Source organism: Pseudomonas sp. NBRC 111143 (genome assembly GCF_001320965.1).
GTDB lineage: Bacteria > Pseudomonadota > Gammaproteobacteria > Pseudomonadales > Pseudomonadaceae > Aquipseudomonas > Aquipseudomonas machongensis.
On sequence record NZ_BCBT01000048.1, the window covers coordinates 1 to 24000 of the forward strand.

The following is a 24000-nucleotide window of genomic DNA, read 5'->3' on the forward strand; positions in this document are numbered from 1 at the left end:
GACCTACGATGACCCCGACCATCACCGGAAAGGAACAGTGTGGATGAGTACCCTGAACAACTATTCCGAAGCGGACCTGGACACCGAAATTTCGGTGAAGCTGACCCTGCGCGACTTGCTAATTCTGAGCTGGGGGCACGAGAGCGTTTCCTTCGTGCCTGGGGAAGCGTCCGACAAAGAATTCAAAGCTGCTGAACAGAAGATCGACAATGCCCTCAACCAGCTTCGTGTACAGATCTCCCGGGCAGAGCGGCCAAATCTCATGGTTGATGAGGGGCAGAGAGCGCCGCAACTCAGTGCTGATGCCATCCAAACCGTGTTGAAAACGAACACCAGGAACTGATCACGGTAAACGCTCAGGTGTACCCCAAGCCCCGGCCTGATAAACCGGGACCGAGGCCGTAGAGACAGGTGTGATTTTCGCGCCCGCATAACCATAAGGGACCTGTATGAGAAGAGAAATGGATCCAACCCGTCCAGTGACAAGAAATCGCGTTCTTTCGTTTTTCGGTGCGGCCGTGATCTGGTTCATCCTGATAGCACTTGACAGCCGTTCTGAGCACATCAGTGCGTTACTGTTCTTTGTCTTGGCGTCATATATGGCCCGTAGTATTTCGGGAATTAAATCGAATTGAACCAACTTACTTATGTGCTGCTCGCAGCCGCTGCATTGTATTTTTTCTTTGCAACCCTCCTGAAATCAGCCGGCGCTTTGTCATCAGCAAATTTTAGGATTGGCGGCACGAAGGTGCCTGTGTTACCTGGTATTCTAGTTTTCTGGCTAATTGCCCTTGTCGTTTGGGCGATTTTTGATGCCTTCGGCGTGAGGGTGATTGCCTTTACGGCGCTAGTAGCAATTGAAGCCGTTGCGTTCTTCTCGTTGGAGAGGGGAGAGGCCGCCAGTGATAATGCGTTTCTTTGGCTTCTCAAAGCATTCACGCTTGGCGGTCTGTTCATAGTGGCGCTGACGATGTTCGCGGCGTAACGCTGCCATCAATCACCCCAGATAACGGACAATTCCACTATGCGCCAATCCACGACAGACCCCATTGAAGGCGAAGTATGCGCCGCACTGGCAGCTTACAAATGGGCTTTGGTTCAGACGAGCTACAGAAGCCTCTGGCATCGCCTGTTGTGTAGCGCGGGTGACAAGGCTGCTATCAGCCATTCTGCCGCTCTTGATCGAGCAGAAAAACACGCTCAGCAGGTTGTCAGCAAAACGCCTGAGCATCGTTCGGCATTGGAGCGAATCGTTAGGCAGCAGCCAGAACACGTTGCCAAGAAGGATCGCTTTTTCGACCTGCTCAACACAACGTTTGAACCATAGGGAAGCCATGAAATTGCCGTCAATGCAATTTCGGGGCTCTCAGGCATAAGATAGGCAGCTTTCACCCCTATTTAACCCATTTCAGTGAGGCAGCAGGATGCGGGCGTTAGAAGAGATCGTTACCGAGTTTTTTCAAGGCTGGGACGGCAAACACATCAGCGAGCCAGCTTTTGGAGCCCTACGCGAGCTGGCGAAAGATGGGCGCTTTGATCAAATGACAACCCTGCTGGAGGCCTGCGTTGAGCTGCACGGGCGCGTAGCAATGGGTTTTGTGTTGGATCATCTGCCAGGGGTCCTGCTCAATAATTACGTCTACGGGCAGGCCGAAGCATCTGCGACGATTGTTGAGAACTATTGGCGCGACGAAGATGTTGCCACCACGATCAGAGACGCTGCACTGAAGCCTGGCAAATTATCTGTGGTCGTTCCGAAGATTCTCAGTGACCTTGGTAAAATGGCCGAGTCGAGCCGCTAACCTCACTAGACCCGCTGCTCCTGCCTTGCTCGGCCGTTGGCAGGGCAAGCAGTGTGTAAAGGCGCGGTTATCGCGCCTCATCATTTGACTGCGACAGGAGGCATGCCATGACAGTATCCCCGCAAGCAGATTCTTCGGAGCGCTCGCCAACCGCCGATGAGGCGGCGGGTATGGCATGGTGGAACTGCATGCCCGACGTCGAACGTAGCCAATGGCTAACTGCTTCAGGTACCGGTTCGGTGGCCGACGCATGGGCAGTGCGTAAGGGTGCCCAGGCTCATGAAGCTGCCGACGCTGCGGTCTATTTCAACCATCTGTTTTGGTTCGATCAGCTCGCCCAGCGACGCCTGGCTGTCGACGCAGCCCCTGATAATGCGGAAGCCGCTGCAGCGCTGCAGAGCGTTGAAGAACTGCTGCGGTTGGAAGAGTTGGAGCGCCACTTGCCTCTGCGCGCTTGGTGCATCGGCGACGACTATGTGGTCGTCGCCCGTTCAGTGGAGCAGGCGTTGGCCGTGGTCGAGGCCGAAGGGGGCGAGTTCCCAGGCGGATGGGCCGATCCCAGGCTAGTGGAAGAACACATTCCCGACCCTGCGAGCTCGCGGCGCACAAGCTTTGAGGATGCGCCGGACGTCAAGTTGACGTTCGCTGAAATACTTCCGCGATTTCGGTTCCCCAGGATTATTTGGGTATGCCCCTTTGGCAACGAATGGACCGATCCCGAGTACGATGAATGAGCGGTACCGCACACGGTGAAAGCTCCCGAATCACAGTGGCAGGCGTGGCCGCCGAGACATGAAGGTGAGGCATGAAGCTGGATCGCATCACAGGAAATACTGAGAACTACGGGCATCACCTGCAAGGGTTCTGTACCAATCCGGCGTGTAAACCCGGTGCGCTTGGCCGGCAGGTAGCTGAGCACCCAGAAGGCAGCCAGCAGCTGCCAGACGGTGTGCACCTGTTTGAGTGCTGCAGTTGTAAGCATCGCTTTGAGGTTCAGGAACAGTCATCAGCGCCGGCAGAAGTAGCACCTGTGATTACGTCTGGGCTTTCGAGCCTTACCGTGCCATGTCCATGGTGTGGTCACCGCAACGAATACAAAGCTGAGGTGTGGCCCTTGCTGAATAGCGGCGGCGTATTCGCTATTACACCCATCACAGCGTATGCGGTGGATTGCAGCGAGTGCCATGCCGTCTACACGCTTCGGCCGCAAGCCGAGTAGCGACGGATAACGCCATGTTGAATCTTGTAACTGACCAGCGCCCAGGTGAGCCAGACGTGCTTTCTGCGGTGAAGCATGCAGCTTTTGAAATCCGTTCTCTCGCAGGCGATGTGCTCCTAGCCATTGCCGCACCCCCAACGGGCTGGACGCATCAGCAGCTGATAACCGTTGCGTACGAGCATGTGGCAATAACCCGCGACGGGGCCGATGGCTACCTCGGCGGCGAATGGATTGGCAGTAGCGAAATCTGACCAGAGTCGTTCAATTGAGCAGGAGATCACCATGCAGTCCAATAACCACCCCGCGGCGCCTGACAGCTTTGAGCGTTCCCGTTTGACGGATCTGGTAGCGCTGCATCAAGCAATCGCAGCGCTTGGCCAGGCGCCTGACTTTATGGCGGTAATTGAGCAGCGTTCGGCGCTGTATGACCGTGTGCGCGCTCTTCACCCGACTCTGGTAAGTGCTGAGGAGGTTTCTGCCCTGAACTTGCTAATTGGATCAATGGCCGAAACGCGCAAGGAAACGCTCGGCCTCTAAATTTTGCGCGGGCGCAAGGGCTCGGGCCTACGCCCGCCCACCTGGTTACGCCGCCCCCGGCCCATAGACTGACCCGACCCCCCCATCCATTTTTTATATCGAGGATCCCGCCGTCGCTTTCGCGGCTGCGCCCGACAGGAGAAACGCAACATGGCCAACCTGACCACGCCACAGATTCACGCCATCGGCGATTGGTGCGCCGAGCGCGGAATGTTGCCGCAGCGGATTGATGCCGCTGATATCAAGGCCGCGTGTGCCAGTCTGGGCATTTTCTTGGTCGGAGTGCTGAGTCAATACGAGGTCGAGGCGATTAGTGACGTTTGCGAGGACGCCGCCGGCTGACGGCACAGGGCACTCACTATGCACGTACGTGGTTTCTGTTAAATCCAGGCTCCCAGTTATAGAGCGATGCAAGTCTCATGCGATGCGGCGCCCCATTGATAACTAATTTATCAGGTTGACTAGGAACGTTATGCTTGATTCACCTTTTTCTTGCAGCAATTCAATAGTTTGGTTCTGCGGAATTGCGATATTTATTCTTGTTTTCCAGTTCGTTAGGCCGAAAGTTTGGGCAAAACCTTTCGCAATAGTGGGGATTTGCCTAATGATGGTGAATTTTGCGGCGTTTGGGCAGATACCTTTGCGCTATGCATTCGCTGATAAACTCGAACTCTGCCGGCCTTATGGTCTCTGAGGCGCGTTTCACGGAGCGACAGCATGGTTAAAGACACGAATGCTAGCGAGCGGATCAGCCGGGCTGAAAAGCACGTCAATGAGCAGTTGAGCTACGGCGGGATTTTCCCTGGTACCGGGCCTTTCGGCGGCACGCTTGAATATCGCTATCATGATGGAAATTTGGCAGACGAAATCGGCCAGATGCGCCGCCTTGCTGATGCGTTCAGCCAGCTCGCTGATGCGCTGGAGTCGGACTCCAGGTTGAGTTCATAGAATTCCTTAATATCGGACTGGGACTGACAAATCTGGCTGCACCATCAGCCCGCTCCGTCACGGTTTCTTGCAGTAGCGTGTCTTCCAGCTCTAGGCACATCCTTTCTCTTGCGGCCTAACTGTCAACCCTTTAGGCTCAGTACCCGCCCGCAGTCTGCGCGCTGCGAGCATGTGATCACCAAGAAATAATCAGTTTTATGCTAGGGATTCTGGGGTATGAGGCGGCAAAAAGCAGATCCGCGCAATGCGCATATGGCTAGCTACGAGCAATTTGCCTGGCAGGATGCACTGGCCTTGGCAACTTGGTTGAAGAGTGCCTTCGATCTGGTGCAGGTAAAAGAGGCCTTCGATGCCCTTTCAGTTGAGCAACTTCATGCGTTCGAATCAGAATCCGAAATCTTCATCCGGGAGCTGTTAGCCAAACCTGTGAGTCAGCGTCCAGCCTACTTGCGCAAGGTCGGCAAGAACGTAGGTGCAATGACCCAAGCCATGCTAATTGTCCTGTCGATCATTGCCCAGGTCCGGGTTATGGAGGTAATTGAAATTCGTGACCGGTTTCGCTACTCGCTGTCTCCAGGCAGCGGAAATCGGGCCACCTGCGCCAGCATCTACGCATTTAACAACGAGATGAGGGATGTCACCTTCATGGATTGGCCTACGCGTGTGTTCGAGGTGCTTGCTGAGCAGGAAGCCGAGCACAAGGCTTTCTTGGCGACGCATGGAGACATTCTTGAGCAGTGGGCGGCTGCAGTTCGCCCTCTCCCCCCTGAGGCAGACTGATCGAATACCTCAACGGCTTTTCTTTTGCCTCCAGTCAACAGCTAGTGGCCTGAGGCCAGTGAAACAGACCCACGGTTTTGTGCGGCCTGTTTTCATAGGCAAATCCCCAACCGAAAGTCTGGCACCGGGCGTGTACAACTGCAACGATGATGATAGTGACTCCTAAGGGTGTTGGGTGGGGGGGGATGTCATCAAGTTCAAGAATCATGCTCGGTGTTGAGCATCCCCAGGATACGAAGCCTACTTCCTCCTGGAGATGCCAATATGAATCAGATGCTTGTACCCGAATTGATCGCCGTAAACGACTACACCCACGCAGTTCCTGCCTTGGGCAGTGCTGGTCGCTTTGCCCGGATCGTTGCGCGGGCGGAAGCCTGCATTGCGCGCATCGACCAGATTATCGATCAAGGCTTCACATGTAGCTCAGCGACCTCGTTCGGTAAGGACAGCACGGTTGTGCTGGTACTGATGCTAGAGGCCATCCGGCGCCGTGTCGAAGCCGGATCGTACGTGCCGCCGGCTTTCGTCAGTCATGCCCAGACCACCGTAGAGAACCCAGCAATGGAGACTTACGCCGAGGCGATGATCACTGAGCTGGAGGCGCACTGCACGAGGCTCGGACTGCCAATCACGGTAGTCAAAGTGCAGCCTTCAATGACCTCGACATTCGCTTATGCCACCCTGGGTCGCGGCAAACTGCCGGTTTTCGCTGGCGCCTCTCGAAGCTGCTCGGTCGATTGGAAACTGCGCCCGCAGCAGAAAGCGCTCAAGCAACTGCTCTCCACGCTGCAGTCTCCTGGTGAGCTGGTGACCTTCGTGGGCACTCGTTTGTCAGAGTCGGCAACCCGTGCCGCCAACATGCGCGAACGGGGTGAGGAGGAGGCCGGGCGGCTGGTGCTCAATGAGCATGGCTCGTACAACTGCTCGATCATCGCCGACTGGGAGATGGAGGAGGTGTGGGAGTTCCTCATGGCGTGCGAGGCGAAGCGCGGTGGTCCTTATCGGACCTTCGTCGACAGTTTCGACTGGTGCCTGGAGCTCTACAAGGAAGCTAATGAAGGCACGTGCGCAATCATCACCGGCGATGGTGGTAACAAGGCGGCGTGCGGCTCTCGCTTTGGCTGTGCCTGGTGCACGGTCACCGGAGAGCGTGACAAATCCATGGAAGCAATGATTGCGTCTGCGCCTGACAAGCATGGACACATGTCGGGAATTAACCGCTTCCGGAACCATCTCATCAACACCCGCTGGGACATGGAGCGTCGAGACTGGATCGGGCGCACAACCTCGGACGCCGGCTACATCAACGTCACAGGAACAGCCTACAACGCAGAGATGCGCCGTGAGCTGTTGCGGTACCTGCTGACTTTAGATGTGCTGGAGGAAGAGCGGGCTGAGGAGCACGATGCGCGGATGTTCCGCGGCGAGCTGGAAAGGACGGAGTCCAACGAAATTCTTCGTGGTAGCACCTTCCAATTCATAACGCCGAAAAATCTCCTGGCCATCGACTTTGCCTGGTCACTGAGCTACGGCTTTGACCATGCCTTCCCCGCTTTGTCGGAGTGGTACGAGATCCGTGTCTTAGGGAAGCGCTACCTGATCGATGATGTCGCTCCCACGGAAAAGGGCATCATCCCAGAGCAGCGTTGGTTCAAGTTCGATGACTGGCAGAGCCCGGCGCAGGAGATGGGCTTGCAGGACGCTTACCTCGAAGCCACCAACAAGCACCGACACCCTGAACGTCCGGCGCTGCGAACGATCCGAGACCGCTTTGAGGGCAAGGAACGCAATATCGTCTACTACGAAGAAGCCGATGAAATGGAAATCGACCCGGCAGATGCAATGTGCTTGGTCGACTCGTTCGATGAAGCGTTTTACACGTTGGCGAAAAGTCTTTCTCCGACTGACAGCGCCAAGTACTACTTGAACAAAGGCTTGGTCAAACTGGCCAAGGGCAAGGCTGCTGATTACGATGCAATGGCTCGCCGAGCGCAATTCTGGCAACGCATGGAGCGCGATCTAGCTGGTACCGATCTGCGTTCCTACATACGGCATCATTCGATCAGCAACGCCGAGCACGAACAGGTCCTGGAGTCGATGAAGGTTGAGTCCACCAATCAAAATTCGGCGATCTCGGATCTATTTGCTTAACTAATCGAAGGCTACCTCTTGCGAGGTGGCCTTTTTTTTCGACGTCGCTGACGTAGCTCGTATATGGGTTTTCGCGGTCAGGTTGCCAATCTGCTTGTTTCTTAGTTAGCGGTCGCCGCAGGCGTTGTGCCAAACGGCGCCACTTCAGGAGACTATTCAATTGGTGCTAGGTTCTGTACGAAATCCCGAGAAACCCAATTGGCGCCCTTCGGAAGCTGAAATTCTGTAGGGTTCCCGGCCATCTACGGAAAGGAATTCTGTGATGGCAAAGCGTTACGAACTCTCTGACGAGGCCTGGGATGTAGTCTCTGATCTCTTCATCGAAACTCATGGCCGAGGGCGGCCACGCTTAAGCGACCGCCTGATGCTCGATGGCGTGCTCTGGGTGCTCTGCTCGGGCGCTGCATGGCGAGACATGCCGGAGCGCTTCGGCCCATGGTCAACGGTGTATCAACGGTTTCGCGGCTGGCGAAACCAGGGGACGTTCGATCAGATGCTCAAACGCTTACACCTGAGATTGAATGAGCAAGGCTTGATCGATCTGCAAACCTGGATGATCGACTCAACCGCCGTACGTGCAACCCGAGCCTCATCTGGTGCTCGGAAAAAAGGGGGGGCTGACGAACCTGCCGATCACGCTCTAGGCCGCAGTCGCGGTGGCCTGACGACCAAGATCCACATGCTCTGCGACGCTAACGGGATACCGTTGCGCTTCCTCCTCTCTGGCGGTCAAGCCAGTGACATCAGCTACGCCCAACCACTGTTGGACGAAGTCAGCATTCAATCGAACCAACGTGGCCGCCCGCGTAAGCGCTGCAAATGGTTGCTCGCCGACAAGGGCTACGACGCCGAAGCGCTGCGCCGTTACTGCGACCAGTACCGAATGCAACCCGTCATCCCGATGCGCTCAATGAAGCGTAAACCCAAGCCTGGCTTACCCAGACTGTTTGATCGACCCAAATACCGACAGCGCAACATCATTGAGCGCATGTTTGGCTGGCTGAAAGAGAACCGCCGCATCGTGACGCGCTTCGACAAGCTCGCGAAAAGCTATGCAGCCATGGTCTCACTGGCTTGTTCCATGCGGTGTTTGCGACATCTCTTTTCGTACAGAGCCTAGGCTGGTCCAGGTGAGGGCCGACGTAAGCGATCACCATTCTGTCCTCAATGATGTCGAAGTAGATCCGCATCCCTTCCACAGCACCCCACCCGTTGCCGGTTCTTAGTCGGTACTCAAAGAATCGAATCTCGCCCTTGTAATTAAACTCGCGCTGAGCTCTCATCGAAGCGTCTTGAGAAACCGACTGCGACTCTTTTGCCGCGAAGGCTCCTGCGAATAGTTCTCTGCCGACAGTTCCCATAGGTGTGCCAGCACGAACTTGGTCTAGGTAATCGAACACCAGCTTGCAAAGGTGCTCGCTGAGGCGTTCCGGATTAGCGAAGTTCTCAGATTGCCGAGATGACTTCCAGGCAGAGTCGAGTACGAGAAGGCGATCAGGGGCCATGAGGCTGTAAAACCTCAAGAGCTCCTCTGGCTTAAGGCGTTGCCCCTGTACCTGGCGGCGTGCGAGATCCATGAATGACTGATCCAACGTTCCGTTAGAGGTCTCCCCCCGGATTTGAAGTGCCTTGTTTGCAGAGTTGAGACGGAAGATTTCTACCTGCGCGGCCTTGAGTTCAGTTTCGAGGCGAGTATTTGTTTCGAGCAGCTCTGTCTCGATGTCGTTTTTGCTATCTTGTATCGGTGGTGGAGCTTCTTGGATCGAATCAGCACCTTGCAAGTCTGTGGCCGAAGGCGAAATGTTGGACTGTGCAGCCTTAGTGGCATCTATTGCATTGATAAATAACTGTGAATCGCCCCTGGTTTTCTAGACACTCTCCAAGCTCAGGAAATAGCGTTTCTCATACTCTACTGGAGACAGCTGCATAGCACTGCTGTGTCGGCGTTTAGGGTTATAGAACATCTCGATGTAATCGAAAATATCACTTCGGGCTTCTTCACGGGTTGTGTAGATCTTTCGTCGGATTCGCTCTCGCTTCAAAAGCTGGAAAAAGCTCTCGGCTACGGCATTGTCGTGGCAGTTTCCCCGCCGGCTCATGCTGCTGATTACATTGTTGGCCTTCAAAAAGCTTTTCCAATCCGAGCTACTGAACTGACTACCTTGATCTGAGTGAATCATAACTTGCTGCTGAGGCTTGCGTCGCCAAACAGCCATCAACATCGCGTCGATAGCCAGGTCGCTGCACATCCTTGGCTTCATTGACCAACCAATTACTTGGCGTGAGAACAAATCCAGCACTACCGCGAGGTAGAGCCACCCTTCATAGGTGCGGATGTAAGTGATATCTGTCACCCAGACCTTGTTCGGCTCACTTACCTTGAACTGCCGCGCGAGGTGGTTGGGCGAGGCCACTGTTGGTTTTCCACCATAGAACCCTGGACGCCGCCGATAGCCCGTTTGAGAACGCAGCCCCTCCGCCTGCATCAAGCGCCTGACTCGATTTCGGCCGCATTCCTCTCCCAGCTCACGCAGGTCATCGTGAATTTTGCGGTAGCCGTATACACCTCCGCTTTCCAGCCAAGCGTGTTTGATCAAGCCAAGCAGACGTTGATCTTCTTTTGCTCGGGCAGATTGAGGCTCGGCCAGCCAGGCGTAATAGCCGCTGGGGTGCACCTTGAGGGTTTGGCAAAGGCGCCGCACCGGGTAATCAGTCGAGTGCTTCTTGATGAAGGCGTACTTCAGCCGCACTCCTTGGCAAAGTACGCGGCGGCCTTTTTTAAGATGTCTCGCTCTTCCGTCACGCGCTTGAGTTCAGCGCGTAGCTTGCGCAGTTCGGCCTGCTGATCGTCGTCTTGCTGACGCTGCTCTTGGGGCTTGCTGTAGACCTTGATCCAGGCGTAAAGACTGTGCACGGACATGCCCAGGCGCTGGGCGACATCGGCGACAGGTTTGCCTTTCTCGGTCACTTGCTTGACCGCTTCGATCTTGAATTCTTCGGGGTAACGCTGACGACTCATGGCACCTCCTATTTGGGCCTCATTATGAGGCTTGGAGGTGTCTACGAAACCAGGGGCGATTCACTTGAGTAGATTTGTTTCTGGAGATTTTCGTAGAGGTCGTCGCCAATGATTTCTTTGGTTCTGTCTTCAAGCCTGGCCTGCGGCATCAGTTCCCGCACACGCTCTACGCCAAGACTTTTTTCGAGTACTGCGCGTCGGTCATCGTCCAATAGCACAGTCGACAGCAACATGCCATTTGGCATCAGTTTAAGATCACTACGACTGAAACCCTCAAGCCGGATACCCGATTCGATGATCTCGGCCCTTAAATCGGAGACGTTCTCTGTGGCCCCATACCAACTCGACCATGCCTCATCGCACGTAGACGGATGTATAAACTTGGTTGGGGACGTGACGACGGAATGAATCCTCTCATCGCTCATGAGACCAGTCTTGCGGTCTGGTGGTCTTCTGACCTTCTTCTGACGGGCCATCGTTGGTTCCTTGTTATTTGTGTGATGTGGGCCCACTGAGTCCACACCAGAACGCTCTGGGGTTACAGGGTGTCCTCAGATTGTAGAATGCCGTTTCCGCAGACAGGGATTCAACAGATGACCCGCGAGCGAGAGAGGTTACGCCATCAGCCCCTTGACCACTGCCCGACCTTCGGCTGTCTGGGGGCATCAGGTGCCAATACGCAGAAACGCTCGCCAGAAAATCGCCATTCGGGCCTAGGCAAACAGATCATCCGCATTTAGATTATGTCTACGTGTTATGTATCCGAAAACTGAGGTTAAAATGGGCGTGGATCAAAGTACCGATGGATCATCAGCCACGAGCTTAGCTGTAGAGCGCTCTGTGGTGACAAAGCTTGTCATCACGGGAGGTGTAAACCTTGACCCGATCACTGTCTTTCTTGAGGACCTCGGCTGCAGGGTTTCTCCCCGTGATGACGGCCAAGATAGTGTCAGTTGCCAGGGTAACCTCACCGTCCGCTGCGCAGGGGAGAGCTGGACTTCATACTGGGGCGGCATGGGTTCAAGGACGGTGACTGAGTTTGTTGCCAAGTGCAGTGATGAGTACATTCTGAATTGCCTAAGCCGCGGCCTGAGCAGCACTCGATTCAGCGCAAAGGCTCTCAAACAGCTCTCAGCAAGGTGCATCATCGATCGCCGGCGTGAGCGCAGCGGTACCGATTGGGAGCTGGGGTATCTCGACGCTGAAGAGGCTCGTTCGCTTTACGGGCGCCTCGATGAGCTTCGCGATGTTGAGTCGTTGCGGGACTGCTGGAGTCATTCCGAGCTCCTATCTCTTTTGTTCGGTGATGAATGGCATTACCCCGTCGATCGAGCTACTGAACCAAACCCGGACTACATGTACCTGCTGCGCATCGTCCAAGCAGTCCAGCAAGCGCTCACACAACCTGTCGAGGTGGCGGCAGCATGAACAGTTCTGGACAGCTGGCAGGCCTGCCGCCTTTCGCTAACCTGGTCATCCGAAAACTGCAGCGCTTTGACGAATACGCCAGCGATGGCCAAGGCGCTGACATTGGTACCCAGTGGTTTGATGTTCTCACCCAGCTGGGCTTGCTCAAGCGAGTTCAGCGACGCCCGGCCCTATGGCAGGTCACCGATCAAGGGGAGCAGCTCTTGGAGCTCCAGGCAGGCCCCCAGCGCAGCGAGGATGCTGTGCGGGTTGAAGCGGTCGCTGTGACACGGACTGATGAGGAAGGAATGCGGCTTGAGTGGCTGCTTGAGGGCGGCATCGCAGCGCTGGAGCACGCGGACCAAGTCCTACTGATTGCTCATGGCTCGATCACGGACGAGGAGGGCGCTGGCGAGGTCTATCTGAAGGCTCCAGCTGTGCCGTCCGCAGACCAGCGCGACATGGCTCGCGTATACGACGTCATTGGTCTGCACCATGGTCACCCTATGGGCGTGCTGCTGACTAACCTGGGTAACATCAAGCGCTTCTCGGACTACCTGGGAGCAGTGGAGCGCGCATTCTTCATGGTTCCAGGTGAGGCGTCGGAAGAAGCAGAAGATGCAGGCGCACCCATCGACGAAGAGTGCCTGTTGAATAAATTCCCGGCGACCAGTACTGAGCATTACGTTGATCAGTTCCGTGAGGCCTTGATCACGATCGGGGCCTTACCGCGTAATGAGCCTAGTAGCTCGGAAGTCGACGAGCTCAGGTCCGAATGCAGCCTGTTGAGAGCCCAGCTGGCTGAGTTGCCGGCGTACATTGCAGCGCTTGAAAAATTCCAAGCCGAGGATGGCGATTTTGTCCGTCTTGCCGACGTGCTTGCAGCACTTTCCGCCTGTGCCGATCGGACCCAGGCAACTGAATTTCGCCTGTTGGTGCACGGCGAGAAGATGCTTGCTGATGACCAGTTTTTGGCGGATGACGCGACTACCTGGCGCCAGCTTGTAGAAAACCCTGTGTTTATCGGCATGCCCTATTCACGCGGCTTGGTCCCGGTGCGCCGGGTAGCTTCTTCGGCATAAGCAACACCTACCTTCTACCCGGCCTAGCCGGGTTAATGAGATGGTCACCCCGACACCCTGCGAGGGCTACGCTTTCGCAGGGTGTTTTCATTCCGGAGGCCATCATCATGAGCGATTTGGCACTGGTCGGTATCGACCTCGGCAAACATACCTTTCATCTGCACGGCCAGGATAAGCCCGGCCGGGAGCTGTTTCGCAAGAAGCTCTCACGACAGCAAATGATGCGGTTCTTCGCCAACCTGCCAGCGTGCACCGTGGTGATGGAAGCATGCGCCGGCGCACATTTCGTCGCTCGTGAGCTGACCGCCCTGGGGCATCAGGCGAGGCTGATTTCTCCTCAGTTCGTTAAGCCCTTTGTCAAAGGCAACAAAAACGATTTCGTCGATGCGCAAGCTATCTGCGAAGCCGCTTCGCGCCCTTCGATGCGTTTCGTTTCGCCCAAGACCGAAGCTCAGCAGACTCTTTCTGTGTTACATCGCCTACGCGAGTCACTGATCCGTGACCGCACTAAGGCCGTCAACCAGATGCATGGGTTCTTGCTTGAGTTCGGCATCAGCTTGCCTCAGGGCCTGGCGGTCATGAAGCGTTTGTCTGCCGTTCTGGCGGAGCACGAGCTGCCTGCTCGGCTGACAGTGCTGCTGCAACGTCTGCACGACCATTTCGCCTATCTGGACGAGCAGGTCAAGGCACTGGATAAAGAGCTGGTTGGCCAACTGGCCGACGATGATCTAGGGCGTCGTTTGTTGAGCATGCCCTGTGTCGGGCCGATCACCGCCAGCCTGCTGGCTGTGGAAATGGGCGATGGTCAGCAATACGGCTGCAGTCGCGATTTTGCCGCTTCTCTAGGCTTGGTGCCCAGGCAGTACAGCACTGGCGGCAAAGCTAACTTGCTAGGGATCAGCAAGCGAGGCGACAAGAATCTGCGACGCCTTTTGGTGCAATGCGCCAGGGTCTACATGCAGAACCTGGCGCGGCAGAAGGGGGCTCTGGCGGACTGGGTGCGAGCGCTTATGACGCGCCGACACTCAAACGTGGTCGCCTGTGCACTGGCCAATAAATTCGCCCGCATAGCTTGGGCGATTTCTGCTCATCACACCCAATACGAAACAGGGCCAGGCGCCTTGAACGCCTGACCCTGTGGTTGTTGCTGTACCACGATTCACCTTTCAGGTTTTGCGATAGCTGAGCAATAGATGAAATAAACGGCCTACCGGCCTGGCGAGGATCCTGACATAAAAATCGGCTCTCGAAGCCGAGCGGTTTTTAAGGATCGTCAGGCGCGGCTCTCATCGTGGCGCGGGGCTTACCCCAATTTGACGCCGGATAGATTTAAGCGAGCCATCCATTTCATCCGTTAATCAGTATTGCAAAAAATGGGGTGACCATAGATTTTTTATGGGTCGGATCCGGTGCGCAAGCGCGTTCGGTCGATTTTCACTCTCCCGGCACCAGGGCGGGAGGCAGATCTTCATGCTGGGTGTGGTTCATCTCATTGGCACTAGGACAACGTCGAGGTATGCCATGACCTGTTTCATCGCGGTTAGAACCAGCTGCACCATTCCTGAGAAAATGCATGTTCACTCTGTGCTGAATGAGCAAGGCCTTATCGGTAATCGTTACCCCAGGACTATGGAGCAAGTACCTCGCGCAATTCGCGAGTACTTCGAGCAGCTTCCGCTCGGTCCCGAAGCAACGAGTATCTTTTCGAACGAGGTGGAAACTCTGTCTGATCGTAAGGCAGCTGCTGACTCTCTCGGACAGGCGCTTGAAACATTGCCGGATTCGAAAGTACGAGGCCCCGTTAGGACTGCGCGCATTAAATGTAAATTGGCGGCGCAATACGGTAAGTCGCATGTGGACTTGACTGACCGTTACTGCGAAGTGAGCGATCTGCTCCATAAGGGCGGTGTGACAGTCCACTTAAACAAAGGCATGTAAGCGCGCAGCGCTTGATAGGGATCAAACATGAAAGCAGATATCAGCAGTTTCGTTAAGCACGCCCGCCGTGTAAATCGGGTATTAATCCTATTGAAGAAACAGGGTGAATACGACAAAGCAATTGACTGCAAAAGCATTCGTAACCTTTGGATGTCTGAGGCTCGGCGTTCCGCAGTCTGAACAGCTGATTTTCATCAGCGATCGGTCTAACCAATAGGTAACACCATGACCAACTACAATACGGTTAATACTCACATCAACACAATCCGTGCTGGCGATACAGTCCTACACAACGGCGAACTACGCACCGTCTGCAATTCGGACATTAAACGTGGTGGTTTCATGGGTACGTCATTGTTTGGAGACAGCTACCGCTTGGGCACTTTGCCTGTGCAGCTTGTACGCTTCAGCTGTGCCGTATAAACAGGAACTCCAATATGCAATACAAAGTGAACTACCAGCTTGGTGATAAAAAACGTGAAGCCATTATGGCGCAGATAGAACTGGATGAATGCCGAAATCATTGTGAAGTGATTGAGGCGGTAGATCGCAGCTGTCAACAGACGTCTGCCTCGGTTTCTCCCTCAGAGATTCAGGAGGACGATGGTTGGACTGAATTCTCCTATGGCGGTAAGCGCTGGTCGTTCGATTCCGATCAATTGGCACAATGGGATGAGGAGTTAAAGTATTTTGATTTCCTTGATTACCATTTGCTGATTAATCCCACTATTGAGTCAGTCACTGCCTTCATTCATCGTCAAGGTTATTAATACCTTCACCCTACCTCGCGAGCGCTTTGTTGCGTGGCGGGATTCCATATCAACGCAATACCCACCCGGCCACAAGGCCGGGTTTTTTGTCCGCGCAATAAAAAGGTACGGTATGACGATACTGACCGAGTGTGCTTGCTAGCGGGTCCAAGCATTAGTAATTTTACTTATCGGCATTGTACTTTCCATAGCTGTTCCCAACTGGTCATGTAGCTGGGACTAAGGAGTGCTCGGCGCATACCCCAATCTGGTGTCAGTGGCACAGCAGCAGTCCGCAAGCAATCATGCCCCCAGCGCCGGTTGATTTTGTCCATGGTAGCCATCAATGCATCTGTGCGCTCCGGTTGGCTGGGGGTGAACAGATCCTGCGTATACTCCCCTCGCTTGCGCAAATCCATTAGAAGGACTTCTGCCTTGCTGTATGCATAGCCCGGCCGGTAGATCCCCTCCAGGGCACGCAGCGCGTAGCGGGTGAGCTGACGGACATCATCTGTTGGGTAGGCTGGGATGATAGTTGCAGCATTGGCGTACTTCGGTCCGTCGCCATGGAATGACGTCTGAATACCGATGCGTAAGGCACCGCAGAGAGAGCGTTGCTTCCGCAGCTTTTCAGCGGCACGGTGAATGTAGGTCGCTAGGGCTTCCTGCAGGCCCTTGCGGGTATGCACGCGTTGACCAAACATCTTGCTGGTGCAGATTGATTGCTTGGGTGGGGCAGATTGCTCCAGGTCCATGCATGATTCGCCCTGCAGCTCTCGGATGGTCCTTTCCAGCACGATGCTGTACTTACGGCCCATTGACCGCGCATCAGCTTGAGAAAGCTCCCACGCGGTGCTGATGCCATCACGAGCAAGGTTGTCGCGCATACGACGACCTATCCCCCATACCTCATCAACCGGCATTCGTCGAAGTAGCCATTCGATTGCCTCAGGCTTGCGCAGGTCTACCACGCCGCCTGTTTTCTCCCTCCACACTTTTGAGGCGTGCTGCGCCGCCTTTGCCAGGGTTTTGGTATGCCCAATGCCGACGCCCACTGGCAGCGCAGTCCATTGCAGGACGCGGGCTTGGATGGCCCGGCCTACCTCAATGATCGGCTCAGGTAGGCCATCGAGCCTGCAGAAGAGCTCATCAATGTAAAGGAAAGATTTCAAGCCATGGACATGGTTCCGTACCTTGCTAACCGGGGATTCAAGGGTAGTCTCATGCTGTCCATGGCAAAACGACATTTTCTGTCGATCTTGCCTAGGTATGTCCATAGATCGTAGTTCCACAGGGCCACACCCACGAGTTGATTTCGTGCAGTCGTTCTGCACGCCAATGAACGCGACGCGATTGCCCTATTGGCGGGCGCTAATTATTTTGTAGGAGTTCAAGATAGATTGGCGAGACGCACATGGAAAATTCGGTCATGACCAGCAACATTGACGAAAAGGATCTCAAGGCTCTAGCCCAACGAGGACTGTCGCTGCTTCGCTTGACTGAGAGCCGCTGGATGGAGCTCGAAGCGTGTCGAAACCACGGTACAAAATTTTCACTTACTTTTCCGCACGTAATTTCCCGTAGTGGTAGACCCAATACTTTGGTTCTGATCGCTACAGATGGAAAAGCTCCCACCTTGCGGTTAGGGCTTATCCGCTCGATTCAAACGATCTCGACGCTCGACTCCCGGGTGATGTTCGATTGTGTCTTGCTGATCGCTCCACAATCACTTAATGCCCTTGTCGCTGGCGTCACTAGCACCACCTTGCGCGGAGCTACCAACAAGCTGAAATCGGAGACCGCCGAGTTTCAACCGGTGTCACAGAAGCTCGGTGAAAAACTGATTGCACTGATTGCGGAAGTACCAGCCAATGTAGCAGTTTTTCATCGTATTCTCGCCGAAGTCGGGCGACCAAAATATTATGAGAATGGCCACGCGCTACAAGTAAATGCCCTTGACCTCGCACTCAAAGCTTTTGGGGTAACGGACGGTGCGACAAGCGTCGCGTTGCCCGGCGGACACACCGCTATTGGCACGGTCCGACTGCAAGAGGACGCGGTCATTGAGCATGACGCACGCTGGATCTCTGGCTGGCACTTGTCCGACAGTGACCTTACCGGCAAAGCCGTATTCACTCGGCGCGGTGAGCAGCTCGAAGTTTTCACCGCCAACAAGCGACCGCTTGAAGAGTTGTTTGGCGTCGACCTTATCTATCTGAACAAGGCACGCGGCTCGTTGGTGATGGTTCAATACAAAATGATGGAGCCAAAAAGCAGTAAGGTGCATCGCATTAAGGCTGACACGCCCGACATTGACCAGCTTGACGCAAAGGAATGGACCGTGCCAATCAATGCTCAGTTCAAGAGTGAGATGGAGCGGATGGAGAAGTTCGACAACGATCTCTCGCCCGAAGGGCCCTATCGACTGAATCCTGGAGCATTCTTCTTTAAGCTTGTCCGCCGCCATTCGGCAATCAAATCTGCGGGAATCATGCTGAGCCTGCAGCATCTGACTCGGTTAATCGAGGATGGTTGTACTACCGGACCTCGAAAGGGCCTACGTATAAGTTACAAAGCACTGGACGGCCATTATCTACGAAGTGACCCGTTTATTGAGCTAGTACGCTCTGGCTACATCGGAACTCGTAGCGGCACGACAGAACATCTGCAGACACTTATTGAGGCAGCCTTGACCGGCGGTCGCTCAGTTGTCGCTGCAATCCAGAGTGCAATGGCCAAAGGTTGAGGTTAGATGCAGGGTACAAAAATTCCGTTCGGTGAACGTCAGGGAATGCTTTTCCGAGCCTTTGAGGTCGAGAATGGTCTTGCTTGTGGCTGTATCTGCCCGGGCTGTCACAAACCGCTAAATGCTGCGAATGGTGGCCAGAAAGTCATCCCGCATTTTCGCCACGTCCATTCTGAAAACTGTGTGAGCGGCTTCAAAGATGGTGTGCGACGGGCGGCTGTAGCTCTAATTGCTGCACAACGATCCCTTACTCTTCCGTCTTTCCATCGTCAGATAAGCGCCATGACTGGCTCAGGGCGCATCCTGTCTCGCGAAGTAAGTATCCCGGAAACGTCAGTTGCAGCTGAGACGGTCGAACGATTTGTGGATCTTGGCGACGTCACAGCTCACGCGATTCTTACCACCGGCAACCATCAACTGTTTGTTCGAATCAAAGTTTTCTCCCGATCCGAAAAAAAGCGGCACGAGCGGCTCTCTAACATCGAGGCTTCATCAGTTGAGATTGATCTCAGCGAGCTCGATTTGGGCCAGATCAACGATCCATTAACGTTTGAACGAGCCGTTCTTTTCGACCCAACCACCAGGTCTTGGATTCGATCGCTTAGGGGAGAAATGCGAATCAAGCGTGCTGAAGCTGAACTTGCGACCGAAGTTGCTCGCTGCAACGACCAATGGGAACTGGAACAGGCTCCCCTGCGGGTGATCGAGGACGCGAAACGAGTTGAGCAAGAGGCGAAGGTAGCCGAGCATAAAGCTGCATTGGCAGCGCATAGGCAGATCCAATCGGAGACTGCTGAGGCACAGCGTGCCGCAGGGATCCTTGAGAGGGATGAGCTTCCCGCTCTCAAGCGGCGAGAGGAACTGATCGTTAACCAGACTCTCCGAGCAGCCCGTGAGTGGGGTGGTAAAGCTGTAGAGTGCTCCTCTTGCTGGCTACTTAGTCCACCAGGAAATCAGTTCTGCCTCTACTGCGATAGTGAGACAAGCACAAGTCCCATTCAGTTACCAAAGGATATTGCAATCACGATTAACAATCGAATGCGTAGCTCGGCAAAGCCAGATCAATCATTACAGAAGGCGCCGACGTTGCTGGTTCAACCTGATCCTTTCACGTGAGTCTCATTTTGCAACGAAATCAATCTTGCCATACGCAGCAAGCGACCAAATTCAATCGAGGCCGAGCGGCTGCTGTGGGTTGAAAGCGGCCAGTTGCTGGAAGCCCGCAACGGCTTCCAACATCTACGTTGAGTGGCCATCCTGGGTCCTAGCGACGCCACACTCGCCCGTCAGCAGTGACCACCCAAGGCGATTGGCCCGCGATAATACGCACCCCGCCAACCCAGCGTTCTTCTGGTGTGTAATCGAGCCAGTTCTTATTTCCGAGTAACACTTGCTCTCCAAGAGGAGTCATCCGAATGAGGCGTTTTTGCCACTCTCTACCCGGCAACTCTTCGACTAGCGGATACGGAGTAACGGTGATGGTCCTTCGTAGTGTATTGAACATCTGATCGCCTAGATAAGGCAGCGGCTCGTAACTCATCATAAGGTGGCCGAACACCTTGCCAGCCGCCAACCCACCCCGCTCGGCAAGAATCCGCAGTATCAGCCGCTGGGTCATGCTCAAGCCGTCCTCTGCGCCTGGAAGCTCTTGAAGTTGCCTTGCCAAGGCTGGCCCAAGTAGCGGTAACGCCGGATGCGGCTGCACTGCCAATTGCGCCCAATCGCCCGGGTCCGTTGCCGTATAGGCATCCCAAGCTTTGCGGGCAAGCGCCAACGCATCGTCACCAAGTGGGCGCCGTTGGGTCCAGAGCCAGGCCAACAGATCCGGCGCGAGCTGACCAATGCCTAAGAATCGTTCAACACCAGGCACCCGATTGATCTCAATCAATTCGAGCCTGTGTGGCAGGACGGGCAGACTCGCCAGTAATCGAATCAGAAACAATTGGTCGTACGCATCACCTTCACACCAAAGCACCAGTTCACTGTCCTCGTTAAGTTGCGCTAGCGCCTTGCGCTGAATTGCCTGGCGCTCCTGGATATCCTTGGAAGCGAGTTGGAATGCCTGCTCCGCGAACTTCGCGCGCACCAACCAGTAATCATCATCCGCTAAAGCGGGAACCGGCCCCAGCACCATGGGATCATCGAACATATGAAATGAACCCGAGAATCCCGCTACTCGAAGGCTGTGCTCAATATCGTTGCCACAACGCCAATGCTGGATTGTTGATTCGTTTGCAGCAGCGAAGCCCGGATGCCGTGCCGCGAATGCAACGCTGTCGGTGTGAGCAATCAGTTTAGGCCAACTGGCGAAACCCGACTCGCGAGCCACCAGCCACTGCGCATCGGCGAGTCGATAGTTTGGGCCAGGTATACCCAGTGCGTGTAGCTGGGAACGGGCATCTGCGGCCTGGTTATTCTTGATGTCTTTCAAAAGGCGCTTGGCGTGTTTGCGAAGCGAAGGGAGGTCGAGTAGACCGTGATGACGGGAAGCAATAGTGGCAGGCATGCCAACTCCTTATGAGGCTCGGTCCGCCGACAAGCCGGGAGCTGGAATGAAAAAATGGGTAAGCATGCCTTGGGTGACCCCTTCGCGCGGACCGCAGGCGCAGCAAACGCCCATGTGCCGACTTTAGCCGGAAGAAGGGACAGAAGCAAAGAGTGGAGGAGCACTGATATTGAACAGCCAGTCTTGAGGTGGGACGCAAAGTGTCGCTACACCGGCGAACGCCGTGAGGGCTATGGCAGCTATCGGACATTTGCAGTCATTCGTGAACGGCAGCAATGGGTCGATTAGCGACCTCCAAACAATGCGACTGCTGATCCACCCTTGTCCTTCCTCAACCCGGAGGACAAGCCATGAACACTATCGCTTTACATCGCCATCAGCCTTGGAACAAGGGAAAGCTTGTTGGGCAGAAAGCCCCGCTTCGAGTCAGAGATATCTGGGCCATTCGGGTCAGGCTTCAGCTCGCGGAGAAGACACGGGATCTGGCTCTGTTCAACTTGGCCATCGACAGCAAACTGCGTGCCTGTGACTTAACCAAGCTACGAGTACGTGACATTGCGCATGGGGAGCATGTTTCGTCACGGGCCATCGTGATGCAGCAGAAAACTCAACATCCAGTGCAGTTTGAAATTACTGAGCAAACACGAACAGTTCTGGAGGCTTGGATGCGCCAGGCGCATCTTCGCAGTGAGGACTTTCTGTTCCCGACGCGATTGCATGACTCAGATCATCTCTCCACCCGGCAATACGCTCGAATAGTAAAAGCATGGGTAACAGCCATTGGACTTGACCCGACGATGTACGGTACCCACACGCTACGGCGAACCAAGGCTTCGTTGATCTATCGCAGGACCAAAAACTTGAGGGCAGTTCAACTCTTGCTTGGTCATACGAAACTTGAAAGCACTGTCAGGTACTTGGGCATCGAGGTAGACGATGCTCTAGAAATGGCAGAGCAGACAGACGTGTAATTACCCACTGCGACGGTCTGGGTCAGACCGTCGCTTTCCGACCCATTGCGGCCGGTCGCTAACGACTGCAAGTGGCCGGTTTCCGTCCCTTACGTCAGGCAGAAAACGGCCTAAGCTCAAGTTCATTACCAGGTATTCGCTGCCTCGGATAGCAACCACTCTCGGAAGGTTGCCAGCCTTGGCAAGCTGGCACACTCTGGTCGGTAGACAACGTAGTAAGCCAGCCCTGAAGCAACGCTAATGTCTGGGAACAGTCGAACCAGGCGGCCGCTCGCCAGGTCATCACGCGCCATTACGCTGCGGGCTAGCGCGACACCATGCCCTTCGACTGCAGCCTGCAGGACGGCAGCTGAGTTGTTGATTTGCATGCCGCGAAGGGTGGTCGTGTCCGTCACGCCAGCCTTGCGCATCCAGGTTTCCCAGGTCGGGAAGCCTGAGTGGTTATCCATCGAGAGATCGTGAATCAACATCTCCCGCACCAGGTCATCGGGCTTGTGCAGGCGCAAGTGCTCTCGCAGCAATTGCGGCGAGCACACCGGATAAATCTCTTCCTCCATCAGCTTCTCGGCAGCCAGCCCTGGCCACCTGCCCGTGCCGTAGCGCACACCAATGTCGATTTGCTGAGCAACGAAATCCACCGGCTTGAGGTTGGTGTCCAGTCGCACGTCCGTATCAGGGCAGATGACCTGGAAGCGGTCGATTCGGGGCAGTAGCCACTTGGCGGCGAAGGCCGGGCTTACGGCCACGGTAAGCACTCCACGGATCGAACTTTCCTGAAGCCGCTCCATCCCCAGGGTCAGTCTGTCGAAGCCTGCCCGGATATCCGGTAGAGCACGTTCGGCAGCATCCGTGGGAATCAGCCGTGCTTTACCGCTGGTACTGCGGACAAACAGAGGCGTTCCTAGCCAATCCTCCAGTGTACGCACGAGCTGGCCAACCGCTGCAGGCGTAACGTGCAGCTCGGCTGCAGCCGAAGAAAAACTCTGATGGCGGGCGCTGGCTTCAAAAGCACGTAGCGCGTTGAGATGAACTGGAGCCTTCATATTGATAAAGAATTTCTTTAGTGGTGAGACACTTTATCTCGTTTGTTGGCGGATTTGGAAGCGAGGAAGATTCGTTCCAAGGCCAAGGGTGCTGATGCTTAGCCACCCGAAGTCAACGGAAAGTCTTTGGAGTTTAGCTGTGTTGGAAAGTTTTTCTTCCTGATCTACAGCTTCCAGACACCCAACGTTGCACTGGCCCCTAGAGGGTACGAACTGCCTGCCGGTGACGGCGTCTTTGGCAAGTGACTCGTCCCAATCCCCGTTAGCCAGACACCTGTCGTGGGCAGGTGCAAAGAGGTCTCCCAATGAGCAATCAATTCAACGGTAAGAAACTGCTGGTCGTCGGTGGCACCAGTGGCATGGGTCTGGAAACCGCACGCCAGTTTCTCACCGAAGGCGGCAGCGTAGTGATAGTCGGTAACCGTCCGGAAAAAACTGAAGAGGCTCGTAAAGACCTCTCCGCTCTGGGCAACGTAACTGCCCTTATTGCAGATCTGACGAGCGACGAAGGCCTGGCCAAACTGATCAAGACCCTCAGCGAGCAGCACTCGGATATCGACATGCTGGTGAACGCTGCAGGTGTGTTCTTCCCGAAACCCTTCCTGGAACACCAGGATGCGGACTACGACCAGTACATGAAGCTGAACAAGGCGTTCTTCTTCATTACCCAAAAGGTTGCCGCCAACCTGGTTGAGCAAAACCGCCCAGGCGCCATCGTGAACATCGGCTCGATGTGGGCCAAGCAGGCAGTCGCCGCCACCCCGTCCTCTGCCTACTCCATGGCGAAAGCCGGCCTGCACTCCTTGACTCAGCATCTGGCGATGGAACTCGCTTCGAAGAACATTCGCGTGAATGCCGTTTCCCCGGCAGTTGTGCAGACCCCGATTTACGAGGGCTTTATTCCGAAGGCCGAGGTGCACAGCGCTCTGCAAGGCTTCAACAGCTTCCATCCGATTGGCCGTGTTGGCACCCCGCAAGATGTAGCCGGTGTAGTTGCCTTCCTCCTTTCCGAGCAAGCCAGCTGGGTTACCGGTGCCATCTGGGACGTTGACGGCGGTGTCATGGCTGGTCGCAACTAAGACCTGCGCCCAGTTTCCACCCG

26 protein-coding genes are annotated in these 24000 nt (G+C 55.1%); 20 read left to right on the top strand and 6 right to left on the bottom strand.

All coding sequences use genetic code 11. The features are described from left to right. Together APH44_RS21850 and APH44_RS21855 are read left to right on the top strand one after the other, a co-directional pair. A partial coding sequence (locus APH44_RS21850) for a hypothetical protein (RefSeq protein WP_218187344.1) occupies positions 1-343 on the top strand: 343 nt, incomplete at its 5' end. 288 nt (positions 344-631) lie between these two features. Further along, positions 632-985, top strand: coding sequence for a hypothetical protein (locus APH44_RS21855; protein ID WP_060495099.1), 354 nt, complete (start codon positions 632-634; stop codon positions 983-985). Between the two features lie 12 nt (positions 986-997). On the opposite strand, the gene APH44_RS29840 is transcribed toward APH44_RS21855, so the two are convergent. After that, positions 998-1336 carry a hypothetical protein gene (locus tag APH44_RS29840; protein WP_143133189.1) on the bottom strand — a complete coding sequence of 113 codons (339 nt, stop codon included), beginning with the start codon at positions 1334-1336 and terminating at the stop codon, positions 998-1000. A gap of 88 nt (positions 1337-1424) precedes the next feature. Between APH44_RS29840 and APH44_RS21860 the strand changes: the two genes are divergently transcribed. From APH44_RS21860 to APH44_RS29380, 9 genes are all read left to right on the top strand, one after another. Then, positions 1425-1802 carry a hypothetical protein gene (locus APH44_RS21860; RefSeq protein WP_054894506.1) on the top strand — a complete coding sequence of 126 codons (378 nt, stop codon included), beginning with the start codon at positions 1425-1427 and terminating at the stop codon, positions 1800-1802. A 107-nt stretch (positions 1803-1909) separates the two neighbouring features. Further along, complete coding sequence (locus APH44_RS21865; protein ID WP_054894507.1) at positions 1910-2536, top strand: hypothetical protein; 627 nt, start codon at positions 1910-1912, stop codon at positions 2534-2536. A gap of 499 nt (positions 2537-3035) precedes the next feature. After that, a complete protein-coding gene (locus APH44_RS21870; protein WP_054894508.1) occupies positions 3036-3272 on the top strand; it encodes a hypothetical protein in 237 nt (78 codons plus the stop codon). Positions 3273-3303: 31 nt separating this feature from the next. Beyond that, positions 3304-3558, top strand: a complete 255-nt coding sequence (locus APH44_RS21875; protein ID WP_054894509.1) for a hypothetical protein — start codon at positions 3304-3306, stop codon at positions 3556-3558. A 150-nt stretch (positions 3559-3708) separates the two neighbouring features. After that, complete coding sequence (locus tag APH44_RS21880) at positions 3709-3900, top strand: hypothetical protein (protein WP_054894510.1); 192 nt, start codon at positions 3709-3711, stop codon at positions 3898-3900. 375 nt (positions 3901-4275) lie between these two features. Next, complete coding sequence (locus APH44_RS21885; RefSeq protein WP_054894511.1) at positions 4276-4506, top strand: hypothetical protein; 231 nt, start codon at positions 4276-4278, stop codon at positions 4504-4506. A gap of 216 nt (positions 4507-4722) precedes the next feature. Continuing rightward, positions 4723-5286: a hypothetical protein gene (locus tag APH44_RS21890; protein ID WP_176483557.1), complete on the top strand. Its 564-nt coding sequence runs from the start codon at positions 4723-4725 to the stop codon at positions 5284-5286. Positions 5287-5550: 264 nt separating this feature from the next. Continuing rightward, complete coding sequence (locus tag APH44_RS21895; RefSeq protein ID WP_054894513.1) at positions 5551-7437, top strand: phosphoadenosine phosphosulfate reductase family protein; 1887 nt, start codon at positions 5551-5553, stop codon at positions 7435-7437. Positions 7438-7699: 262 nt separating this feature from the next. Next, a complete protein-coding gene (locus APH44_RS29380; protein ID WP_082412256.1) occupies positions 7700-8557 on the top strand; it encodes an IS5 family transposase in 858 nt (285 codons plus the stop codon). A gap of 748 nt (positions 8558-9305) precedes the next feature. On the opposite strand, the gene APH44_RS21905 is transcribed toward APH44_RS29380, so the two are convergent. Together APH44_RS21905 and APH44_RS21915 are read right to left on the bottom strand one after the other, a co-directional pair. Continuing rightward, positions 9306-10456, bottom strand: a protein-coding gene (locus tag APH44_RS21905; protein WP_087535084.1) for an IS3 family transposase whose coding sequence is annotated in 2 segments (ribosomal slippage) — positions 9306-10222 and positions 10222-10456 — 1152 coding nt in all. Because the reading frame shifts where the segments join, the coding sequence is not laid out codon by codon here. A gap of 41 nt (positions 10457-10497) precedes the next feature. After that, on the bottom strand, positions 10498-10932 hold the full coding sequence (locus APH44_RS21915; protein WP_054894514.1) for a hypothetical protein: 435 nt from the start codon (positions 10930-10932) through the stop codon (positions 10498-10500). A 304-nt stretch (positions 10933-11236) separates the two neighbouring features. On the opposite strand from APH44_RS21915, the gene APH44_RS21920 reads away from it, so the two are divergent. The 5 genes from APH44_RS21920 (at position 11237) to APH44_RS21940 (ending at position 15653) form a co-directional block, all read left to right on the top strand. Further along, positions 11237-11884, top strand: coding sequence for a hypothetical protein (locus APH44_RS21920; protein ID WP_054894515.1), 648 nt, complete (start codon positions 11237-11239; stop codon positions 11882-11884). Next, positions 11881-12945, top strand: a complete 1065-nt coding sequence (locus APH44_RS21925) for a hypothetical protein (protein ID WP_054894516.1) — start codon at positions 11881-11883, stop codon at positions 12943-12945. The genes APH44_RS21920 and APH44_RS21925 overlap by 4 nt, the downstream gene beginning before the upstream one ends. A 107-nt stretch (positions 12946-13052) precedes the next feature. Continuing rightward, positions 13053-14078 (top strand): IS110 family transposase, encoded by a 1026-nt coding sequence (locus tag APH44_RS21930; RefSeq protein ID WP_054573869.1) that lies wholly within the window; start codon positions 13053-13055, stop codon positions 14076-14078. Between the two features lie 388 nt (positions 14079-14466). Continuing rightward, positions 14467-14883, top strand: coding sequence for a hypothetical protein (locus APH44_RS21935; RefSeq protein ID WP_143133173.1), 417 nt, complete (start codon positions 14467-14469; stop codon positions 14881-14883). 437 nt (positions 14884-15320) lie between these two features. After that, positions 15321-15653, top strand: a complete 333-nt coding sequence (locus tag APH44_RS21940) for a hypothetical protein (protein WP_054894518.1) — start codon at positions 15321-15323, stop codon at positions 15651-15653. A gap of 167 nt (positions 15654-15820) precedes the next feature. On the opposite strand, the gene APH44_RS21945 is transcribed toward APH44_RS21940, so the two are convergent. Continuing rightward, positions 15821-16804: a Y-family DNA polymerase gene (locus APH44_RS21945; protein ID WP_054894537.1), complete on the bottom strand. Its 984-nt coding sequence runs from the start codon at positions 16802-16804 to the stop codon at positions 15821-15823. 257 nt (positions 16805-17061) lie between these two features. On the opposite strand from APH44_RS21945, the gene APH44_RS21950 reads away from it, so the two are divergent. After that, on the top strand, positions 17062-18378 hold the full coding sequence (locus APH44_RS21950; RefSeq protein ID WP_054894519.1) for a hypothetical protein: 1317 nt from the start codon (positions 17062-17064) through the stop codon (positions 18376-18378). Positions 18379-18384: 6 nt separating this feature from the next. After that, on the top strand, positions 18385-19494 hold the full coding sequence (locus APH44_RS21955) for a hypothetical protein (protein WP_143133171.1): 1110 nt from the start codon (positions 18385-18387) through the stop codon (positions 19492-19494). Positions 19495-19642: 148 nt separating this feature from the next. Here APH44_RS21955 and APH44_RS21960 read toward each other — a convergent pair whose 3' ends face one another. Continuing rightward, complete coding sequence (locus APH44_RS21960; protein ID WP_054894521.1) at positions 19643-20884, bottom strand: DUF1835 domain-containing protein; 1242 nt, start codon at positions 20882-20884, stop codon at positions 19643-19645. Between the two features lie 350 nt (positions 20885-21234). Between APH44_RS21960 and APH44_RS21965 the strand changes: the two genes are divergently transcribed. Then, on the top strand, positions 21235-21855 hold the full coding sequence (locus APH44_RS21965; RefSeq protein WP_008060324.1) for a tyrosine-type recombinase/integrase: 621 nt from the start codon (positions 21235-21237) through the stop codon (positions 21853-21855). A 125-nt stretch (positions 21856-21980) separates the two neighbouring features. On the opposite strand, the gene gcvA is transcribed toward APH44_RS21965, so the two are convergent. Continuing rightward, positions 21981-22898, bottom strand: a complete 918-nt coding sequence (gene gcvA / locus APH44_RS21970) for a transcriptional regulator GcvA (protein ID WP_054894522.1) — start codon at positions 22896-22898, stop codon at positions 21981-21983. A gap of 305 nt (positions 22899-23203) precedes the next feature. Between gcvA and APH44_RS21975 the strand changes: the two genes are divergently transcribed. After that, on the top strand, positions 23204-23977 hold the full coding sequence (locus APH44_RS21975) for an SDR family NAD(P)-dependent oxidoreductase (RefSeq protein ID WP_054894523.1): 774 nt from the start codon (positions 23204-23206) through the stop codon (positions 23975-23977). Positions 23978-24000 lie beyond the last annotated feature (23 nt).

What these genes read in the sequence shown, in the direction of transcription:
- APH44_RS29840 (WP_143133189.1), bottom strand. Translation starts at nt 1,336, where the DNA reads ATGGCTTCCCTATGGTTCAAACGTTGTGTTGAGCAGGTCGAAAAAGCG.
- APH44_RS21860 (WP_054894506.1), top strand. Translation starts at nt 1,425, where the DNA reads ATGCGGGCGTTAGAAGAGATCGTTACCGAGTTTTTTCAAGGCTGGGAC.
- APH44_RS21865 (WP_054894507.1), top strand. Translation starts at nt 1,910, where the DNA reads ATGACAGTATCCCCGCAAGCAGATTCTTCGGAGCGCTCGCCAACCGCC.
- APH44_RS21870 (WP_054894508.1), top strand. Translation starts at nt 3,036, where the DNA reads ATGTTGAATCTTGTAACTGACCAGCGCCCAGGTGAGCCAGACGTGCTT.
- APH44_RS21875 (WP_054894509.1), top strand. Translation starts at nt 3,304, where the DNA reads ATGCAGTCCAATAACCACCCCGCGGCGCCTGACAGCTTTGAGCGTTCC.
- APH44_RS21880 (WP_054894510.1), top strand. Translation starts at nt 3,709, where the DNA reads ATGGCCAACCTGACCACGCCACAGATTCACGCCATCGGCGATTGGTGC.
- APH44_RS21885 (WP_054894511.1), top strand. Translation starts at nt 4,276, where the DNA reads ATGGTTAAAGACACGAATGCTAGCGAGCGGATCAGCCGGGCTGAAAAG.
- APH44_RS21890 (WP_176483557.1), top strand. Translation starts at nt 4,723, where the DNA reads ATGAGGCGGCAAAAAGCAGATCCGCGCAATGCGCATATGGCTAGCTAC.
- APH44_RS21895 (WP_054894513.1), top strand. Translation starts at nt 5,551, where the DNA reads ATGAATCAGATGCTTGTACCCGAATTGATCGCCGTAAACGACTACACC.
- APH44_RS29380 (WP_082412256.1), top strand. Translation starts at nt 7,700, where the DNA reads ATGGCAAAGCGTTACGAACTCTCTGACGAGGCCTGGGATGTAGTCTCT.
- APH44_RS21915 (WP_054894514.1), bottom strand. Translation starts at nt 10,932, where the DNA reads ATGGCCCGTCAGAAGAAGGTCAGAAGACCACCAGACCGCAAGACTGGT.
- APH44_RS21920 (WP_054894515.1), top strand. Translation starts at nt 11,237, where the DNA reads ATGGGCGTGGATCAAAGTACCGATGGATCATCAGCCACGAGCTTAGCT.
- APH44_RS21925 (WP_054894516.1), top strand. Translation starts at nt 11,881, where the DNA reads ATGAACAGTTCTGGACAGCTGGCAGGCCTGCCGCCTTTCGCTAACCTG.
- APH44_RS21930 (WP_054573869.1), top strand. Translation starts at nt 13,053, where the DNA reads ATGAGCGATTTGGCACTGGTCGGTATCGACCTCGGCAAACATACCTTT.
- APH44_RS21935 (WP_143133173.1), top strand. Translation starts at nt 14,467, where the DNA reads ATGACCTGTTTCATCGCGGTTAGAACCAGCTGCACCATTCCTGAGAAA.
- APH44_RS21940 (WP_054894518.1), top strand. Translation starts at nt 15,321, where the DNA reads ATGCAATACAAAGTGAACTACCAGCTTGGTGATAAAAAACGTGAAGCC.
- APH44_RS21950 (WP_054894519.1), top strand. Translation starts at nt 17,062, where the DNA reads ATGACCAGCAACATTGACGAAAAGGATCTCAAGGCTCTAGCCCAACGA.
- APH44_RS21955 (WP_143133171.1), top strand. Translation starts at nt 18,385, where the DNA reads ATGCAGGGTACAAAAATTCCGTTCGGTGAACGTCAGGGAATGCTTTTC.
- APH44_RS21960 (WP_054894521.1), bottom strand. Translation starts at nt 20,884, where the DNA reads ATGCCTGCCACTATTGCTTCCCGTCATCACGGTCTACTCGACCTCCCT.
- APH44_RS21965 (WP_008060324.1), top strand. Translation starts at nt 21,235, where the DNA reads ATGAACACTATCGCTTTACATCGCCATCAGCCTTGGAACAAGGGAAAG.
- gcvA (WP_054894522.1), bottom strand. Translation starts at nt 22,898, where the DNA reads ATGAAGGCTCCAGTTCATCTCAACGCGCTACGTGCTTTTGAAGCCAGC.
- APH44_RS21975 (WP_054894523.1), top strand. Translation starts at nt 23,204, where the DNA reads ATGAGCAATCAATTCAACGGTAAGAAACTGCTGGTCGTCGGTGGCACC.